Annotated in this window: 15 protein-coding genes and 1 pseudogene; 3 read left to right on the top strand and 13 right to left on the bottom strand. The window is 70.9% G+C overall.

Features of this window, described 5'->3' with window-relative positions:
- The 5 genes from JHN63_RS40945 to JHN63_RS40925 all read right to left on the bottom strand — a co-directional run.
- The coding region (locus JHN63_RS40945; RefSeq protein ID WP_200690196.1) for a hypothetical protein at nucleotides 1–514 on the bottom strand (514 nt) is incomplete at its 3' end.
- A 353-nt stretch (nucleotides 515–867) separates the two neighbouring features.
- A complete protein-coding gene (locus tag JHN63_RS40940) occupies nucleotides 868–2,076 on the bottom strand; it encodes an MFS transporter (RefSeq protein ID WP_200690195.1) in 1,209 nt (402 codons plus the stop codon).
- On the bottom strand, nucleotides 2,073–3,941 hold the full coding sequence (locus tag JHN63_RS40935; RefSeq protein ID WP_200690194.1) for an ABC transporter permease subunit: 1,869 nt from the start codon (nucleotides 3,939–3,941) through the stop codon (nucleotides 2,073–2,075). Before JHN63_RS40935 ends, JHN63_RS40940 begins: the two co-directional genes overlap by 4 nt.
- Nucleotides 3,942–3,944: 3 nt before the next feature.
- Nucleotides 3,945–5,459, bottom strand: a complete 1,515-nt coding sequence (locus JHN63_RS40930; RefSeq protein WP_200690193.1) for an ABC transporter substrate-binding protein — start codon at nucleotides 5,457–5,459, stop codon at nucleotides 3,945–3,947.
- A complete protein-coding gene (locus JHN63_RS40925) occupies nucleotides 5,456–5,989 on the bottom strand; it encodes a GNAT family N-acetyltransferase (RefSeq protein WP_200690192.1) in 534 nt (177 codons plus the stop codon). Before JHN63_RS40925 ends, JHN63_RS40930 begins: the two co-directional genes overlap by 4 nt.
- Nucleotides 5,990–6,125: 136 nt before the next feature.
- Between JHN63_RS40925 and JHN63_RS40920 the strand changes: the two genes are divergently transcribed.
- Together JHN63_RS40920 and JHN63_RS40915 are read left to right on the top strand one after the other, a co-directional pair.
- Nucleotides 6,126–7,073: an ATP-binding protein gene (locus tag JHN63_RS40920; RefSeq protein ID WP_200690191.1), complete on the top strand. Its 948-nt coding sequence runs from the start codon at nucleotides 6,126–6,128 to the stop codon at nucleotides 7,071–7,073.
- Between the two features lie 49 nt (nucleotides 7,074–7,122).
- Nucleotides 7,123–7,515, top strand: a complete 393-nt coding sequence (locus JHN63_RS40915; RefSeq protein ID WP_200690190.1) for an SCO5389 family protein — start codon at nucleotides 7,123–7,125, stop codon at nucleotides 7,513–7,515.
- Here the strand turns inward: JHN63_RS40915 and JHN63_RS40910 are convergent.
- From JHN63_RS40910 to JHN63_RS40880, 7 genes and pseudogenes are all read right to left on the bottom strand, one after another.
- Nucleotides 7,502–8,344 carry an alpha/beta fold hydrolase gene (locus JHN63_RS40910; RefSeq protein WP_200690189.1) on the bottom strand — a complete coding sequence of 281 codons (843 nt, stop codon included), beginning with the start codon at nucleotides 8,342–8,344 and terminating at the stop codon, nucleotides 7,502–7,504. The genes JHN63_RS40915 and JHN63_RS40910 overlap by 14 nt on opposite strands.
- Nucleotides 8,345–8,486: 142 nt before the next feature.
- The gene (locus JHN63_RS40905) at nucleotides 8,487–9,719 is read right to left on the bottom strand and encodes an RNA-guided endonuclease TnpB family protein (protein ID WP_200690197.1); all 1,233 of its coding nucleotides are present in this window, start codon (nucleotides 9,717–9,719) and stop codon (nucleotides 8,487–8,489) included.
- Between the two features lie 191 nt (nucleotides 9,720–9,910).
- A pseudogene (locus JHN63_RS40900) lies at nucleotides 9,911–10,367 on the bottom strand (discoidin domain-containing protein); the annotation flags it as partial.
- A gap of 154 nt (nucleotides 10,368–10,521) precedes the next feature.
- On the bottom strand, nucleotides 10,522–11,880 hold the full coding sequence (locus JHN63_RS40895) for a GH1 family beta-glucosidase (protein WP_200690188.1): 1,359 nt from the start codon (nucleotides 11,878–11,880) through the stop codon (nucleotides 10,522–10,524).
- Nucleotides 11,881–11,918: 38 nt separating this feature from the next.
- Nucleotides 11,919–12,779: a carbohydrate ABC transporter permease gene (locus JHN63_RS40890; RefSeq protein ID WP_200690187.1), complete on the bottom strand. Its 861-nt coding sequence runs from the start codon at nucleotides 12,777–12,779 to the stop codon at nucleotides 11,919–11,921.
- Complete coding sequence (locus JHN63_RS40885; protein WP_200690186.1) at nucleotides 12,772–13,767, bottom strand: carbohydrate ABC transporter permease; 996 nt, start codon at nucleotides 13,765–13,767, stop codon at nucleotides 12,772–12,774. The genes JHN63_RS40890 and JHN63_RS40885 overlap by 8 nt, the downstream gene beginning before the upstream one ends.
- 8 nt (nucleotides 13,768–13,775) lie before the next feature.
- On the bottom strand, nucleotides 13,776–15,092 hold the full coding sequence (locus JHN63_RS40880) for an ABC transporter substrate-binding protein (protein ID WP_200690185.1): 1,317 nt from the start codon (nucleotides 15,090–15,092) through the stop codon (nucleotides 13,776–13,778).
- Nucleotides 15,093–15,302: 210 nt separating this feature from the next.
- Between JHN63_RS40880 and JHN63_RS40875 the strand changes: the two genes are divergently transcribed.
- On the top strand, nucleotides 15,303–17,069 hold the full coding sequence (locus JHN63_RS40875; protein WP_200690184.1) for a coagulation factor 5/8 type domain-containing protein: 1,767 nt from the start codon (nucleotides 15,303–15,305) through the stop codon (nucleotides 17,067–17,069).
- 52 nt (nucleotides 17,070–17,121) lie between these two features.
- On the opposite strand, the gene JHN63_RS40870 is transcribed toward JHN63_RS40875, so the two are convergent.
- Nucleotides 17,122–17,448: a putative quinol monooxygenase gene (locus JHN63_RS40870; RefSeq protein ID WP_200690183.1), complete on the bottom strand. Its 327-nt coding sequence runs from the start codon at nucleotides 17,446–17,448 to the stop codon at nucleotides 17,122–17,124.
- Nucleotides 17,449–17,513: the final 65 nt, after the last annotated feature.

The following is a 17,513-nucleotide window of genomic DNA, read 5'->3' as shown; positions in this document are numbered from 1 at the left end:
TGCGTCCGGGGTGACCGGCGGTGCGGGCGGGCAGCGGGGCGGGGGCGTCCCGCCACCAGGCCACGAGCCCCGGCACGAAGGCGACGGCCCAGCGCAGCAGCGACCACAGCGCGGCCTCACCACGCCGCAGCCACCAGGCCGCGACGAGCGCGGCGACGACATGGGCGGCCACGGCGTGCGGGGTCATCGCCTGCGTCGGCCGCATGGGCGCCATGCCGTGCCCCGACATGTGCGCCATCCCGGCCATCGCCATCCCTGCACGAGGCCGCGCGACGTCGAAACCGAGGTGGAGCCCCGCCTGAGTGGCGAGCATGGCGGCGCCGATGCCGGGCAGGGACCGCTCCCGCCCGCCGAGCAGCCACCCCATGGCGAACACGACGAGGAACCCGGCGCCGTCCGCCCACAGCGGGGGCGTCGCGCCGGTGGCGAGCCCGTGCCCGGCGGCAGCCAGCAGCACACACACCGCGGCGAACACCGCGGCGCGCAGGCTCCGTACCGCCGGGGATGCGCTCATGGTGACGGATCCTCCCACGCGCCGCTGCCGCCGCAGCCGCCGATGGCGGTTTAGGGGGCAGCTCATATCTGGTTCATGGCTTGGTACGGGGGTGGCGCGTGGGGCGTTCAGTCCGCGTGGGGTGACTCTTGCGGGCATGCGTCGATTTACAGGGATACGGCGACCGGTCCGGTGCGGTGGCGCGGCTGCGCGGCGACGGCCGTTGCGGCTCAACTCCCGTGCGACGGCGGCCCGATGGCCGGGACCGGCACCACGGCGGGTTCCGGCCACGGCCCGCGAGGCGTCCGGCTCCGGCCGGGAGCCGCGTGCGCGGTCGCACGGAGATGGGGGCGGAGACGGTGGCCCGCCGGAGTTCAGGTACGCCGCGGCAGCAAACCGATCGCCGCGAGCGGTACGGCGGCCAGGGCCAGCCAGGGGACGGCCGCGGGCAGGCCCGTGTCGAGGAGGGTGCCGGTGGCGGCGCTGCCGAGGAGGACGATCAGGCCGGAGACGGAGGAGAGGGCTCCGGTGTAGAGGCCGAGGCGGCCGGGTTCGGCGAGGTCCGGGACCCAGGCGCGGGCGACGGGCGCGATGAGCATCTGGCCGAGGGTGAGCAGGACGACGAGGGCGGTGGCGGGCAACAGCCTGGTGGTACCGGTCAGTTGGGCGGGACGCGCCACCGCCACGGCCGCGAATCCTACGGCGATCAGCAGCAGCCCGGCCGCCATCGACCGGCGCGGGTCGAGCCGTTCTCCCGCCCACCGGGTGACGGGCAACTGCGCGGTCACCACGAGCAGCGAGGACAGCGCGAACAGCCAGGCCAGCGGCGCCTGCGAGCCCGCCGCGCGCTCGACCTCCTCGGGGAGGGCCAGATAGAGCTGGTTGTAGGCGAGGAGATAAGCGCCGTAGGCACAACACAGCGCCAGGAAGCGGCGGTTGAGCAGGAGAGCCCGCATGCCGCCCTTCGCTCTCACCCGGGTCCGCCCGGGGATGTGCTGCGGCAGCAGCCACGCGTGCCCGGCGAGGACGAGCACGAAGACCCCGGCGCCGGCGAGACACGTCACCCGGAAGTCCACCGCGAGCAGCAGCGCGCCGAGCAACGGCCCGACGAAGGCGCCGACTTGACCGGCGACGGTGAACAGCGCGAGCACCCGCGTCCGGGATCCCCCGCCCGTCTCCTCCCACTCGACGGCCTGTCGCGCCACCTCCGACTCCACGGCCGGCGAGAACAGCGCGGCGGCGAACCCGATGAGCAGGACGGCCCCGACGACGGACCAGGTCTGCTCGGCGTACCCGAGCCAGCCGAACCCGGCGATCCGCAGCACGCACCCCGCGAGCACGACGGGCCGTACCCCGTGCCGGTCGGCGAGGGCTCCGCCGACCACGAACAGCCCCTGCTGGCTGAAGGTCCGCAGCCCCAGCACGAGCCCGACCAGCCAGCCCGCCATGCCGATCACGTCCGCGAGATGTTCGGCGAGGAACGGCAGCACGGCGAAGAAGCCGATGTTGAGAGCGAGTTGGGTGAGGATCAGCAGTCGGAGCAGGGGCGAGAGCGGGGTCCGGACGAGGGTGGCCGTGCTCATCGGGCCGCCGACTGCCTTGGTCCTACGGCTCGTACGCTGCCCGCCGCCGTCACCGCGAGCGCGCCGAGGAGGGCGAGGACGGCGGCGGGGGCGAGCACGGCCCAGGGGGCGCGTTCGGCATAGGGCTGGTTCTCGGCGAGGAGCAATCCCCATTCCGGGGACGGGGGTTGGGCGCCGAGGCCGAGGAAGCCCAGCGAGGCGAGGGCCAGGGCGACACCGGGCAGACGGAGCAGGGCGTGCCGGGTGACGGGTGGCAGGACGGCGGGCAGCAGCGCGCGGCGCAGGAGGTACCGACGGTCCGCGCCCAGGCCCCGGGTGGCGGTGACGTGCAGGGTGGCGCGCTCCTGGCGCAGCAGTGCGGAGGTGTGCGCGGCAAGGGGTGTCCACGCGAGGACGGCCACGGCGAGGGCGGGGGTGCCGCTCCCGCTCCCGGCCACGGCGGTCACCAACAGCGCTGCCAGCACCGGCGGTACGGCGTTCACCGTGTCGACGAGCGGACCGGACAGCCGGGGTGCCAGCCCGAGCAGCAGGCCGGCCCCGAGTGCGACGGCACTGATCGCGAGGGCGAGCAGCAGGGTGTCGACGGCACCGTGGGCGACCCGCGCCAGGAGGTCCCGGCCGAGCGCGTCGGTGCCGAACGGGTGCGCCCAGGTGGGGTGTTGGAGGCGCAGCCCGGTGTCGAGGGCGAGGGGGTCGCGGGGCAGGCCGAGCGCGACGACACCGAGGAGGAGGGTGCCGAGGACAAGGGGCGTGGTGCGTCGGGGAGTTGGGTCGGCGGGCCCGTGGAGGGAGGGGAGCGCGTCGGCGCGCAGCGCGGGTCCGACGAGCAGACGCGCGGCGAGGCGGGCAAGCCCGGCGGCACCGGCGGCGAGCAGGAGGAGGGCGAGGGTGCCGGCCTGGAGGACGGGCAGATCCTGGGCCAGGGCGGCCTGAAGGGTGGTGCGCCCGAGCCCCGGGATGTCGAAGATCTGCTCGACGGCGACGGCCCCACCGGTCAACCCGACGACGAACAAGCCCATGTTGGGCAGCAGCCCGGGCAGACACCGCCGCACGGCATGCCGTGCGATCCGCCTCCCGGACAGCCCGCGCGCGACCCCGGCCCGCACCCACGGTTCGGCGAACGCCCCCGGCAACAGATCGTCGAGCAGCCGCCCCAGCACGGCACCGGCGGGCACGCCGAGCGCGACCGCCGGCAACACGACCCACCGCGGCCCGTACCACCCGAGCGCGGGCAACCACCCGAGCTGCACACCGACGACCGTGGCCAGCACGGACGCGACGAGAAACTCGGGGAGTGCGGCGAGCATGGCGGACCCGGTTGGCCCTGCGGGGCGACCGGTCCGCCACCGCGCGCGGAATTTCGGTGGCACGGTGGCGCCGCTGCCGTCGGGCCCCCCGGCGCCGGGACGCCGCGCGAGCAACTCCCGCAGCGCGCCTGCGAGTCCGGGTCCGCCCCCACCCGACCGGCCCGACCCACGCCCGCCCCGGCGCAACGTACCCGCGCACACCAACCCGGCGGTGACGAGGGCCACCACGAGTGCCGCGCTCATCAACAGCAGGGACGCGCCCAGGGCTTGGAGCACGGCGGGGGTGACCTCGGCGCCGGAGATCCAGGAGCGGCCCGCGTCGCCGTGCGGCAGGCCGGTGAGCCATTGGCCGAGCAGGTGGAACGGGCCCTTGTCCAGGCCGAGTTGGGCGCGGAGGGCGGCGAGGACCTCGGGGTCGGGGTCGCGTTCCGCCGAACGGGCCTTGAGGACGGTGCGGGCCGGGTCGGTGCGGGAGAGCCAGGGCAGCAGGCCCACCGCGCCCACGAGGGCGGCCGCGAGGAGGGCGCGCCACAGGAGCGCGGTGGTGCGGTGCGGCATGGTTCAGCGCCGGGTTCCGGTGCCGACGAGGGTGCGCTCGTACGGGTCGAGGAGGACGCCCTGGACGGAGCTGCCGACGCCGGTGACGACGCGTTGGTGGACGAGCGGCACGACGGCGTCGGTGCCGAGGATCTCCGCCTCGGCCGCCATCGCGGCGCTCTGCCGTGCGGAGGTGTCGGCCGTGCCCTCGGCCTTCGCGACGGCACGGTCGACGGCCTTGTCGCAGAGCAGGGCGAGGTTGTAGCCGCCGTCGCAGGTGTAGTCGCCGGCGAGCACGGCCACCGGATCGCCGGTGTCGACCAGGGTGTTGCGGGCCACGACGAACGCGTCGAACCTCCCGGCCAGCGCGTCGCTCTCGATCCGCGAGTACTCCCGCACCTCCAACGTCACCTTGAATCCGGCCTTTTCGAGCTGCTGCTTCAACACCTGCGCGGCTTCGGGGAGTTCGGGCCGGTTGTCGTACGTCGCGAGGGTGATCGCCGTCCCGGCGGGCGCGGCGGCCTTCGCCCGTCCGACCGGTTGCTCGCGCTTGCCTGCGGCCCAGGTGACGGCGGGGCCGTAGATGCCCGCGCCCGCGTCGGCGTGACCCTCGTAGACACCCTTGGACAGCGCGCTCGTGTCGACGGCCGCGCGGGCCGCCGCCCGGAGCTTCGGGTCCTTGAACGGGCCTGTCCTGGTGTTGAGTTGGAGGCTCGTGGTGCGGGTGGTGGCGCTCTCGCGGCGGGTGGCCGCGTCGAGGGTGGCGGCCTGGGCGACGGGTATCGCCTCCGCCATGTCGACCTGCCCGGTGCGCAGCGCGTTGGTGCGGGCGGTGCCGTCCGCGATGAACCGTGCGTCGATTCCGGCGGCCTGGGCGAGGCCGCCCCAGTAGTCGTCGTAGCGGTCGAGGGTCGCGGCCGTGGAACCGGTGACCTTCGTCAGCTCGAAGGGACCGGTGGCGGTGCCGACCGGGTCGACGCGGCCCTTGTCCTCGTACGCCTTCGGAGAGAGGACGGCGAGTGCGGGACCGGCCAGCCTCAACGGCAGTACGGGGTCAGGGGAGTTGGTACGGACGCGAAGGCGGTCGCCGCCCGCGGACTCGGCGGTGAGGGTGACTCCGGAGAGCGCGGCGGGGGCGGGCTCCGCCTCGGTGGCGTGGGTGAGGGCGGCGGCCACCCGGGCCGGAGTGACCTCGGTGCCGTCCTGGAACGTGGCCTCGCGCAGGATGAACAGCCAACTGCGGTCGCTCTCCCGCTGCCAGGACCGCGCGAGCGCGGGCGCGGCGGAGCCGTTGGCGTCCAGCGAGGTCAGCCCCTCGGTCACACCGAGGCGGCTGAGGATCGTGGCGTCGGCGCCGTACGGGGAGAGGTTCTCGGCGGGCGGGAACGCGAGGGCGACCCGCAGCCGGGAACCGGACGTCCCGGTCGTGTCCTCGGCCTCCTCGCCGGCGGAGGCGAAGCAGCCGGTGAGGAGCGGGGCGAGGGTGATCGCGAGGAGCAGTCGGGCAGGTCGGGTTCGTCGCAGTCGCATCGCGGTCATCGCTCCATCGCCAGTTCGAAGTGCACGACCTGACCGCCGTGCGGGTCGTCGCGCTCGTCGTGCACGACCTTGCCGAGCGACCGCCAGAAGGCCTCGGCACCGGGCACGGTGGGATCGGTGTGCAGATATACGGCGCGGTAGCCGCCGTCGGCCGCGGCGAACCCGAGGAGTTCGGCGACGAGCTGCCGGGCGAGGCCGCGCCGGCGGTGCGCGGGGCGGACGTAGACGCGGCGTACTTGCGCGGTCCCGCCGGAGGGGTAGCGCTCGGCGAGCGTGCGCGGGTTCGGCGGGTGGGCCGGGCCGCGGGAGTCGAGGGCGGCGGTCGCCACGACCTCGCCGCCTGCGGGGTCGAGCGCCACGAGGAGGGTGTGGCGGGCCGGGGCGAGGTAGGCGGCGGCCGGGTCGATGATGTCGCCGTGCCAGCGCGGCACATAGCCGGTGCGGAAGTCGCGGTAGACGGTGTCGAGCATCACGGCACGCGCACCGTCGAGGTCGTCCGGGCCCGCCGCCCTGATGCAGTAGTCAAGCACTTGCACATCATATGCATTAAGACTCCCATCCTTGATCACTCCCGTGATCACTCTCGACTTGACAGCCCTGCGGCCACCCCCTAAAACCTAGCCACATGACATTCATTTTCAAAACTGCGAAAGCGGCGGACCGGTAGTGCGCGTCGCGTTCGTCGGCAAGGGCGGCAGCGGAAAGACCACGCTGTCGGCGCTCTTCGCCCGTCATCTGGCCCGCTCCGGCGCCCCGGTGCTCGCCATCGACGGCGACATCAACCAGCACCTGGCCGAGGCCCTGTCCCCCGGCACCGAACCGGTCACCGCACCGCCGCTGGCCGCCCGGCTGACCGAGCTCAAGGACTTCCTGCGCGGCAGCAACCCGCGCATCGCCTCCCCCGAGGCCATGATCAAGACCACCCCGCCGGGCCGCGGTTCACGTCTGCTGCGGCTGCTCGGCGACGACGAGGTGCACGCCCGCCATGTGGTCCGGGCGGGTGACGTACCGCTGATGGCGACGGGCGAGTTCGAGGAGAGCGACCTCGGGGTGGCCTGCTACCACTCCAAACTCGGCGCGGTGGAGCTGTACTTGAACCATCTCGTCGACTCCCCCGGCGAGTACGTCGTGGTCGACATGACGGCCGGCGCCGACGCCTTCGCCTCCGGTCTGTTCACCCGCTTCGACCTGACGTTCCTGGTGGCCGAACCCACCCGCAAGGGCGTCTCCGTCTACCGCCAGTACCGCGACCACGCACGGGAGTTCGGCATCCGGCTCGCCGTGATCGGCAACAAGATCACCGGCGAGGACGACCTGCTCTTCCTCAAGGAGGAGGTGGGGGACGACCTCCTCACCCACCTCGTCCACTCCCCCTGGGTACGGGCGGCCGAACAGGGCCGCGCACAGGGCGAGTTGGAGCAGCACAACCGCCACGCCCTGACCGTCCTCCGCGAGGCCGTCGACGCCCGCCCCAGGGACTGGCCGACCCTGCACCGGCACGCCGTCGAGTTCCACCTCCGCAACGCCCACGCCTGGGCGGACAGGGCGACGGGCCTGGACCTCGCGGCCCAGGTGGACCCGGAGTACGTACCGGGCCCGACACCGCGGCCCTGACCACCACCGACCGACTGCTCACCAACTACCGGACAGGACAACCCTTTTCATGTCTCTCGACGTCTCCCCGAAGCTCCTCGCCGAGGCCGAGCACGGTGACATCCGCGAGGCGGACTTCGTGGACACGGTCCGCACGTCCCTGCCGTACGCCTACGACCTCATCGCCGGTCTCGCCGCCGAACTCCGCGACGGCACGGCGGACTTCACCGACAACCAGACCCCGCCCCCGTCCGAGCGGGAACGCGGCCAGCTGCTGCGGGCGCTGGCCAGCGACGCGATCCGGGGCAGCCTGGAGCGCCACTTCGGGGTGGCCCTGGCCTTCCAGAACTGCCACCGTGTGGCGGCGTTCCGGCCGACGGACCGCGACGGGGAGACCTACGCGCGGTTCACCTCGACGCGCTCCCAAGTGCTGAACCAGTCACCGGAGTTCAGGGACTGCTGACGGACTCCACCAGCGCGACGAACCGCTCGGCGTCGTCCAGCCACGGCATGTGCCCCGCGCCCGGCTGGACGGCGAACTCCGCGTTCGGGAACAGCTCCGCGTACCGGGCCAGCACGCGCGGCGGCCCGGAGATGTCGAACTCTCCGGCGAGGACGAGCACCGGGGACGTGAAGTCGGCGAGGGCGGCACGGGTCGCGGGCGGGTCGAAGGCTCCTTCGGCGGCGTAGACGGCCGCGGCCTCCGCGTTCCTCTCCTTCGCGTCGGCCTCGTCGAAGGCGCGGGCCCGCTCGTCCCAACGGGCGTGGGCGAAGGGCGAGATGGCCTCCCAGGAGTCGGGGGTCGCCCGGCCGGCGGTGATCTCCTCCAGGGCGGTGAACGCGGGTCCGAACCACGGTTCGGACCCGCGCAGTCGTGCCACCGCCAGGCGGTCCTCGGCCGAGATCCCGATGCCGACCGCGTAGACGCTGGGCGTGACCAGGGTCAGCCGGGCCACGCGGTCCGGATGGCGGGCCGTGTACAGCGCGGCCAGGTTCGCGCCGGCCGAGTGCGCGAGCAGGTCGATCCGGTCCAGGCCCAGGTGCTCACGCAGGGCCTCGACGTCGTCCACGAGCCGGTCGCAGCGGTACGACGCCGGGTCCTGGGGTACCTCCGAGGCGCCCGTGCCGCGTAGATCCAGCCGGATCAAGCGGCGACGGGCGGTCAGGCCGCCGAGGGTGCCGAGGTAGGCCGAGTCGCGCATCGGTCCGCCGGGGAGGCAGATCAGGGGCGGGCCGTCGCCCGCCATGTGATGGGCGAGGCGGGTTCCGTCGGGTGCGGTGAAGGTCGGCATGGGCGTGAGCGTCGCAGGGGGCACGGCGTGCGGCAACCGGATTGCCGCCCGGCGAACCCCCCTTTTGAAGGAGTAGAGCGATTGACTTGCTCTCCCTGCTGAAGCAGGGAGATTCTGGCCTTCCTGTCCGATGCTCTGCCGCCTACGCGGCACGGGCTCCGGACCGGATTCCGTGGCTTCCTGCTTCTTGGCGCTGTGCCGGAACCGAAGGTTCTGGTCTTACCTGCGCTCGACAGGCTGTCACCGCCAGTCCGGCGGCCTGTTTGACGTTCTTCGCGGCGTTGTGGTCGCGGTCGTGGACGGTGCCACACGCGCCGCACGTCCAGGTGCGTACGTGCAGGGGTTTGGGACCGTCTTTGACACCACAGCTTGAGCACACCTGGCTGGTCGGTTCGAACCGGCCGATCTTCACGAAGGTGCGCCCGTAGCGCTGTGCCTTGTACTCCAGCATTGCCAGGAAGGAGGCCCATCCGGCGTCGTGGACCGCCTTGCCGAGCCGGGTGCGCGCGAGTCCCTTGACTGCCAGGTCTTCCACGCCGATCCCTTGGTTCTCGCGGATCAGCTTGGTGGAGAGCTGGTGGTGGAACTCGCGGCGGGCATCGGCCACCTGTGCGTGGGCGCGGGCAACTTTAAGGCGGGCCTTCTCCCGGTTCCTACTGCCCTTCTGCTTGCGGGACAGCTCTTTCTGGGCCTTCTTCAGCTTCTTCTCGGCCCGGCGCAGAAACCGAGGCCTGTCGATCTTCGTCCCGTCGGACAGGACCGCGAAATGCGTGAGTCCGAGGTCGATGCCGACACTGGGCAGATCATCCGGATCGAGCATCCGTGCCAGGTCTGCGTCCGGGTCGGTTTCGATCACGAAGGAGGCGAAGTACCTGCCCGCCGCGTCCTGGATCACCGTCACACTGGACGGCATCGAGGGCAGGCTGCGTGACCAGCGCACCCTCACCTCGCCGACCTTCGGCAGGAGCAGCCGCCCCGCCTCGGTGATCTTCCAGCGGGCATTGGCAGTGAACCGGATCGCCTGCCGGGCATCCCGCTTCGACTTGAAACGTGGCGCCCCCACCCGTGCCCCTTGCCGGGCACCCTTGAGGGAGGCGAAGAAGTTGGTGTAGGCGCGTTCGACATCCCGCAGCGCCTGCTGCAACACAACCGCCGACACCTCGGACAGCCAGGCCCGCCGCCGCGTGGACTTAGCCCCCGTGATCAGCGCCTTCGAGAGAACGGCCGCGCTTGGATACGGGGCGCCCTCCCGCCGGGCCCGCTCCCGGGCCGCGACCGCGTCGTTGTACACCACCCGCGCACACCCGAACGCCCGGGCAAGCGCAGCACGCTGGCCCGGACCCGGGTCGAGACGGAAGGCATACCGAAGCTGCATGATCCGGACGCTAACGCCCACCACCGACACTCCGAACCCGATCGGACGAACCCGGATCTGCCGTAACGATTCGGCGGCCCGGATGGAGCGTTTCCCGGCTCCGTCGGGACACTTCCGCGCTGCTCCGCACCGCAATCACCTGATCCGCTTCGCCTCCGGCTTGAAGGCCGATGCACTGCGGATGAATCTCAATGGCGGACTGTCATCTCCCGGGGGTAGGTGCTCGTGGTGACGAAGCTGCCGACCGGTGCCAGCGGTCTCCGTACGGAAGGGGGTCCAGTCGGTGCCGTTCCGCGAGATCTCCAGGACGTATCTCTTGCCGTAGGCGGCCTCCCAGTCGAGGGTGACGCGGTCGACGCGGAGGGTGGTGCCGAGGTCGAGGCGGATCCAGGCGTCGTCGGCGAAGTCGCTGGACCAGCGGGTGGCGCCGTCGCCGTCGAAGGCGAGGCCGGGGGTGGTGCCGCCGTTCTCGCTGCCGGAGGCGGTGACGGCGGCCGGGTTCGCGGCGTAGGCGGCTGCCGCGCGGTCGGTGTCCCAGGTCGCGGCGACGGCGGCCTGCGGAGTGGGGGCGGCTAGGGCGGTGCCCGTGGACAGCAGGGCCGCCGTGGTGAGGGTGGCGAGCGCGGTGAGCAGCGTGCGGGAGGGCATGCGGGTCTCCTTGAAGGAGGTGGCGAAAGGGGCGATGAAGGTGCCGATCTTGTTGGCGTGCGCATGACATTCATGGGGCCGGTGGAGCTGATGGGACTGATGGGGCCCCGGTGGGTGCGGGCTCCCCCGCCCGCGCCCACCGGGGCGGTCCCGGTCAGGCCGCGCGCCGCGCCCGGCTGCGGTGGTCGCGGATGATGTCCGCGTACCGGCGGCCGGTGCCCTTGATCGTGCGGACCTGGGTCTCGTAGTCCACGTGGACCAGTCCGAACCGCTTCTCGTAGCCGTACGCCCACTCGAAGTTGTCGAGCAGCGACCAGGCGAAGTAGCCGGCCAGCGGGGCGCCCTTGCGGGCCGCCGAGGCGCAGGCCGCGAGGTGCTGGACCAGGTAGTCCTGGCGTTCGGGGTCGTCGACGGTCCCGTCGGGGCGTACGACGTCGGGGAACGCGGAGCCGTTCTCGGTGACGTAGATCCGGCGCGGGTCGTACTCCTCGGTGAGGCGGAGCAGCAGGGTCTCGATGCCGGAGGCGTCGATCTCCCAGTCCATGCCGGTGCGCGGGACGCCGAGGCGGCGCACGGCGCGGGTGTAGGGGGCGGGGCCGGTGGGGTCGTCGGCGACGGTCGCCGGGAAGTAGTAGTTCAGGCCCAGCCAGTCGAGCGGGGCGGCGATGGTCTCCAAGTCGCCCGGCTGCTCGGGGAGTTCGACGCCGTAGGTCTCGACCATGTCGGCCGGGAAGCCGCGGCCGTGCACCGGGTCGAGCCACCAGCGGTTGACGTGGCCGTCCTGTCGGCGGGCGGCCCGGACGTCCTCGTCGCGGTCGCTCGCCGGGTACACCGTGGAGAGGTTGTTGACGATGCCGACCTGGGCGTTCGGGGCGGCGGCGCGGATCGCCCGCGCGGCGAGGCCGTGACCGAGCAGCAGGTGATAGGAGGCGCGGACGGCCGCCGTTAGATCGGTCCAACCCGGGGCCATCTTGCCTTCGAGGTGGCCGATCCAGGCCGAGCAGGACGGCTCGTTGAGGGTCGTCCAGTGGGTGACGCGGTCGCCGAGGCGTTCGGCCACGACCGAGGCGTACGCGGCGAAGTGCTCGGCGGTCGCGCGCTCGGGCCAGCCGCCGCGGTCCTGGAGCGCCTGGGGCAGGTCCCAGTGGTAGAGGGTGACGGAGGGGGTGATGCCCGCCGCCAGCAGTCCGTCCACCAACTCGTCGTAGAACGCGAGGCCCTTGGGGTTGACCGGGCCGTCGCCACCCGGGATCACCCGGGGCCAGGCGATCGACAACCGGTAGGCGTTGGCGCCGAGTTGGCGCATCAGGCCGATGTCCTCGCGCCAGCGGTGGTAGTGGTCGCAGGCGACGTCGCCGTTGTCGTCGTTGTCGATCTTGCCGGGGGTGTGCGAGAAGGTGTCCCAGATCGACGGCGCGCGTCCGTCCTCGGCGACGGCTCCCTCGATCTGGTACGCCGCGGTGGCCGTGCCCCACAGGAAGTCGTGCGGGAGTGCGGCGAAGTCGATGGTCACTGAAGTCCCTTTACGGTCAGCGGAGTTGGTCGGGTGGGTCACTTGACGGCGCCCGCCGTCAGCCCGGCGACGAGATAGCGCTGGAGCAGCAGGAAGCCGGCGACCACGGGCACGCTGACGACCAGCGAGGCGGCCATGATCTGGTTCCAGTACACGTCGTTGAGCGTGGAGTAGCCCTGGAGTCCGACGGCCAGCGTGCGGGTGGCGTCGTTGGTCATCACAGAGGCGAAGAGGACCTCGCCCCACGCGGTCATGAAGGCGTAGACGGCGACCGCGACGATGCCGGGGATCGCGGCGGGCACGACGACGCGCAGCAGCGCCCCGAGCGGTCCGCAGCCGTCGACCAGCGCGGCCTCGTCCAAGTCCCGTGGCACGGAGTCGAAGTAGCCGATCAGCATCCAGATGGAGAACGGCAGCGAGAAGGTCAGATACGTCAGGATCAGCCCGCCGCGCGAGCCGAACAGGGCGATGCCCGTCGCGTTGCCGATGTTGACGTAGAGGAGGAACAGCGGGAGGAGGAAGAGGATGCCCGGGAACATCTGCGTCGACAGGACGGTCACCGTGAAGACGCGCTTGCCGCGGAACTCGTAGCGGCTCACCGCGTACGCGGCGAAGACCGCGATCACCACCGAGCAGACCGTCGCGGCGACGGACACGATCAGCGAGTTCATGAAGTACTTCGCGAGCGGGACCGTCGACCAGATGTCGATGTACGGGCGGATCGTGAGACCGCTGGGCAGCCAGCGGAACTTGCCCGTGACGTCCGAGAGCGGTTTCAGGGAGCTGGAGAGCATGACGTACACCGGCACCAGGACGAAACCGGTGAGCAGGGTGAGGAAGATCCGCCGCGACCAGATGAAGGAGCGGGGCGGGGCCATGGGCGAGGTGGGGCTAGACATCGGCCGTTTTCCGTCCGCGTGAGGTGAACACGAGATACACGCCGGTGACGACGAGCAGGAACAGCAGCAGCAGGACCGACATCGCGGAGCCGGTGCCGAAGTTCCAGGTGACGAACGAGGCTTGGTAGATGTGCACAGAGATGAGGTCCGCGGCCTCGGGCGCCGCCCTGCCGAACAGGACGTACGGCGTGTTGAAGTCGTTGAACGTCCACAGGAACAGGACGAGGACCAGCACCTGGTTGACCGGGCGCAGCGACGGCAGGGTGATGCGGCGGATCTGTTGCAGGAGGCCGGCGCCGTCGATCGAGGCCGCCTCGTACAGCTCCTTGGGGATGTTCTGGAGGCCCGCCATCACGATGAGGAAGGCGAACGGCCAGCCCTTCCACACGTGCACGATCAGCAGGGCGTAGAAGCTGTTGTCGCCGATCAGCCAGAACGACGGCTTGCTGGTGATGTGCAGTTGGTCGTGCAGGACGTGGTTCACCAGGCCGTTGTCGTGCTGGAACATGAACACCCAGGTGATCACGGCCGCGTAGACCGGGAGCGCGTACGGGATGAGGAAGAGCGCTCTCAGAAAGCCCCGGCCGCGGAAGTTGTCCTGCAGGTAGATCGCGGTGACCGTGCCGAGGAGCCAGCAGAAGGCGACCGAGAGCAGGGTGAAGCCGACGGTGACGAAGAAGGAGTGGAGGAGCGCCTTGCCGACGGGGGCGCTGAAGTCCACCGAGACCTTGTAGTTGTCGAAGCCGGACCAGGGCGCGGTGCCCCAGTCGCGGATGTAGAACTGGGTCAGTTCCTTGAAGCTCATGACGATGCCGATGACCATCGGCACCAGGTGGACCAGGAGTTCGAGGAACAGCGCGGGCAGGAGCAGCAGGTAGGGCAGTCCGATACGGCGGATCCGTTCGCCGCGCCGCCGGCGCGGGCCGGGGGCCGCCGGGTCGGAAGGGTTCTTCCGCACGGCGGCCTCCGGGGTGACAGTGCTCGTCACAGTCGCACTCACTTCGCCGGCATCTGCTGCTGGGCCTTTTCGAGCTCCGCCTTGACGGACGCGGTGGTGACCGCGCGTCCGGCGGCGGCGTCGGCGAACAGGTCCTTGACCGCCGTGCCGACCGCCGTCTCGAACTGCGACTCGTCCGCGACCTGCGGCAGCGCGGCGGCGCTGGTCGCGAGGGTGTTCTTCAGGACCGAGTTCGCCGGGGTGTTGAACGCCGTGTCCTCCTGCGCCGCCTTCACCGGCGGGATGGAGCTGTAGGCGGTGTTGAGGATCTTCTGTTCGGCGTCGCTCGTCATGAACTTCACGAACTTGGTGCAGCCGTCGAGGTTGTCGGTGTTCTTGAAGACGGCCAGGTTGATGCCGGCCACCATCGAGTTCACCTGGGCGCCCGTGCCGGGGGTGCCGGACTGCACGGGGATCGGGGCGATGCCGTACGAACTGTCGCTCATGCCTTGGGACTTGAGGTTGGCGGACGCGGACTGCCACATCAGCATCGCGGTCTTGCCCTTGGCGAAGTCGCTGACGGACTGGTTCTGCGCGTACTCGGCGTTGCCGACCGGGACGACCTTGTCCTTGGCCATCAGGTCGACGTACTGCTTGACGGCGGCCACGACACCGTCGTTGGTGAAGTCGGCCTTGCCGTCGGCGGTGAAGAAGTCGGCGCCGTGCTGCTTGGCGAAGACGAAGGTGTGGTGGATGTTCTCGGAGACGTTGGCGCCCTCGGCGCCGAGCGCCTGCTTGCCCTTCGCCTCGATCTTCTTGCCGTCGGCGACCAACTCGGCCCAGGTTGTGGGCGGTTGGGATATCCCCGCGTCGGCGAAGATCTGCTTGTTGTAGTAGAGCGCGTACGCCATCGAGTACAGCGGGACGGCGGCCGGGTCCTTGCCGGTGGCGCCGGTGGAGCCGAGCGCGGAGTCGACGAAGCGGTCCTTGCCGCCGATCTTCGCGAAGTTGGCCGCGTTCCACGGCAGGAAGGCGCCGGTGGCCTGGAGGGAGGCGCTCCAGGTGTTGCCGATGTTCAGGACGTCGGGGCCCTGGCCGGAAGTCGTCGCCGTGAGGATGCGGTTGAGCAGGTCGGACCAGGGCACGACCTCCAGCTTCACCGTGATGCCGGTCTGCTTCTTGAACTTGTCGAGTTCGGGCTGGAGGACCTTCTTGTCGATCGCGATGCTGGCGCCCTGGTTGGAGGCCCAGTAGGTGAGCGTCTTGGGCGAGTCGTTGGATCCCCCACCCGTGGACGAACCGCCTCCGCAGGCCGTGGCCGCCAGGGCGATGGACATGGTGACGGCGCCTACGGCCGCGGCTCGGATGCTGCGCATACTCCGGGTGTCCCTTCAGGGAATGCACTCACGACTTAATTTAGGACGTGAGTTAAACCTCGGACGGCAGAGGCGTCAAGAGTTTGGACGCCACTCGTCGAACTCGGTCGTACCTCTTGACGGCCGCGTTCACGGACCTGAAGCATTCCCCCGCGAGAGAGCGCTCCCAACCCCACCGGCGTTCATTTCATGAACAAGGAGAGCCGCCTTATGTCCCCAGTTCCCCGCAGAGCCGTACTCGGTGCCGCCGCCGCGGCGTCCGCCCTGGCCGCGCTGCCCGCGACCGCCTCCGCAGCCCCCGCGACTCCCGCCGCCGCCAAGCCGCTTGCACTGCCGGGTGGTGGCGATCTCGGCCCCAACGTGATCGTCTTCGACCCGTCGACCGCCGGCATCCAGGCCAGGCTGGACCAGATCTTCGCCCAGCAGGAGACGGCGCAGTTCGGCACCGGGCGCTACCAGCTGCTGTTCAAGCCGGGCACGTACAGCGGGCTCAACGCCCAACTCGGCTTCTACACCTCGATCTCGGGCCTCGGCCTCTCCCCCGACGACACCACGATCAACGGGGACATCACGGTCGACGCGGGCTGGTTCAACGGCAACGCGACGCAGAACTTCTGGCGTTCGGCGGAGAACCTCGCGCTCGTGCCCGTCAGCGGGACCAACAGGTGGGCCGTGGCTCAGGCGGCCCCCTTCCGTCGGATGCATGTGCGCGGCAGCCTCAACCTCGCGCCCAACGGCTACGGTTGGGCCTCCGGCGGCTACATCGCCGACAGCCGGATCGACGGCCAGGTCCAGCCGTACTCGCAGCAGCAGTGGTACACGCGGGACAGCGTGATCGGCGGCTGGCTCAACGGCGTCTGGAACATGGTCTTTTCAGGCGTGCAGGGCGCACCGGCGCAGGGCTTCCCGAACCCGGTGTACACCACGCTCGCCACGACCCCGGTCTCCCGCGAGAAGCCCTTCCTCTACCTCAACGGCACCGAGTACCGCGTCTTCCTCCCCGAGAAGCGCACCAACGCGAGCGGGGTGACCTGGGGCAACGGCACACCGCGCGGCACCTCGCTGTCCCTGTCGCAGTTCTACGTCGCGAAGCCGGGCGTCACGGCGGCGACCCTCAACCAGGCACTCACGCAGGGACTTCACCTCCTGCTGACGCCGGGGATCTACCACCTGAACCAGCCGATCCAGGTGAATCGGGCCAACACCGTTGTCCTGGGCCTGGGTTACGCGACTCTGGTGCCCGACAACGGAGTCACGGCCCTCAAGACGGCCGACGTCGACGGCGTACGACTCGCGGGCTTCCTGATCGACGCGGGCACGGTCAACTCGTCGACCCTGCTGGAAGTCGGCCCCGCGGGCACGACGACGGACCACTCCGCCAACCCGACCACCGTGCAGGACGTGTTCGTCCGCATCGGCGGCGCGGGCGCCGGCAAGGCCACCACCAGCGTGGTCGTCAACAACCGGCACACCATCATCGACCACACCTGGCTCTGGCGCGCCGACCACGGCACGGGCATCGGCTGGGACACCAACCGGGCCGACTACGGGCTCGTCGTCAACGGCGCCGACGTGCTGACCACCGGCCTGTTCGTCGAGCACTTCAACAAGTACGACGTGCAGTGGAACGGCGAGCGGGGCCGCACGATCTTCTTCCAGAACGAGAAGGCGTACGACGCCCCGAACCAGGCGGCGATCCAGAACGGCTCGATCAAGGGGTACGCGGCGTACAAGGTCGGTGCCAATGTGACCGTGCACGAGGGTTGGGGGCTCGGCAGTTACTGCTACTACAACGTCGACCCGACGATCGTGCAGCACAACGGCTTCTCCGCGCCCAACCGGTCGGGCGTGAAGTTCCACGACCTGCTCGTCGTCTCGCTCGGCGGGCAGGGCCAGTACGAACACGTCATCAACGAGACGGGCGCGGCGACTTCGGGCACGTCGACGGTCCCGTCCACGGTGGTGTCGTACCCCTGAGGTCGTGGTGGGTGCGGGCCGGAGCTCCCCCTCCGGCCCGCACCCGCCACCGTCACACCCGTGGGGTGATCTCCGCCATCGGCGACCAACCCCCGCCCGCCACCTCGACGTTGATGATGTCGGGCGTCGCGGCGACGACGTCCGGCATCCACGCGATCGCCTCCTTGAAGTGCTCGGAGCCGACGTGCGCCGCACCGGCCTCCGGGGACGCGAACGCCTCCAGCAGCACGAACCGGTTCGGGTCGACCGCGTCGACCGACCACTCGAAGAACAGGTTGCCGGGCTCGGCCCGGGTCGCGGCGGTGAAGTCGGCGACCCGGTCGAGCCAGGTGTCGCGGTACTCCGGGCGGACGGGGAACCGTACGGCGATGAAGATCATGCGGTGCTCCAAGGTTGTCGGGCCGGCGCGTTTTCGCGTGTCGCGCCGGCCCGACAACCTTGGAG

It is taken from the genome of Streptomyces sp. MBT65 (genome assembly GCF_016612545.1).
Classification (GTDB): Bacteria; Actinomycetota; Actinomycetes; order Streptomycetales; family Streptomycetaceae; genus Streptomyces.
This window is presented reverse-complemented; position numbering and strand designations above follow the sequence as displayed.

Coding starts and splice junctions, on each gene's coding strand:
- JHN63_RS40935 (WP_200690194.1), bottom strand. CDS start 3,941: ATGCCGCACCGCACCACCGCGCTCCTGTGGCGCGCCCTCCTCGCGGCC.
- JHN63_RS40890 (WP_200690187.1), bottom strand. CDS start 12,779: ATGTCTAGCCCCACCTCGCCCATGGCCCCGCCCCGCTCCTTCATCTGG.
- JHN63_RS40875 (WP_200690184.1), top strand. CDS start 15,303: ATGTCCCCAGTTCCCCGCAGAGCCGTACTCGGTGCCGCCGCCGCGGCG.
- JHN63_RS40905 (WP_200690197.1), bottom strand. CDS start 9,719: ATGCAGCTTCGGTATGCCTTCCGTCTCGACCCGGGTCCGGGCCAGCGT.
- JHN63_RS40915 (WP_200690190.1), top strand. CDS start 7,123: ATGTCTCTCGACGTCTCCCCGAAGCTCCTCGCCGAGGCCGAGCACGGT.
- JHN63_RS40930 (WP_200690193.1), bottom strand. CDS start 5,459: ATGACCGCGATGCGACTGCGACGAACCCGACCTGCCCGACTGCTCCTC.
- JHN63_RS40880 (WP_200690185.1), bottom strand. CDS start 15,092: ATGCGCAGCATCCGAGCCGCGGCCGTAGGCGCCGTCACCATGTCCATC.
- JHN63_RS40910 (WP_200690189.1), bottom strand. CDS start 8,344: ATGCCGACCTTCACCGCACCCGACGGAACCCGCCTCGCCCATCACATG.
- JHN63_RS40870 (WP_200690183.1), bottom strand. CDS start 17,448: ATGATCTTCATCGCCGTACGGTTCCCCGTCCGCCCGGAGTACCGCGAC.
- JHN63_RS40940 (WP_200690195.1), bottom strand. CDS start 2,076: ATGAGCACGGCCACCCTCGTCCGGACCCCGCTCTCGCCCCTGCTCCGA.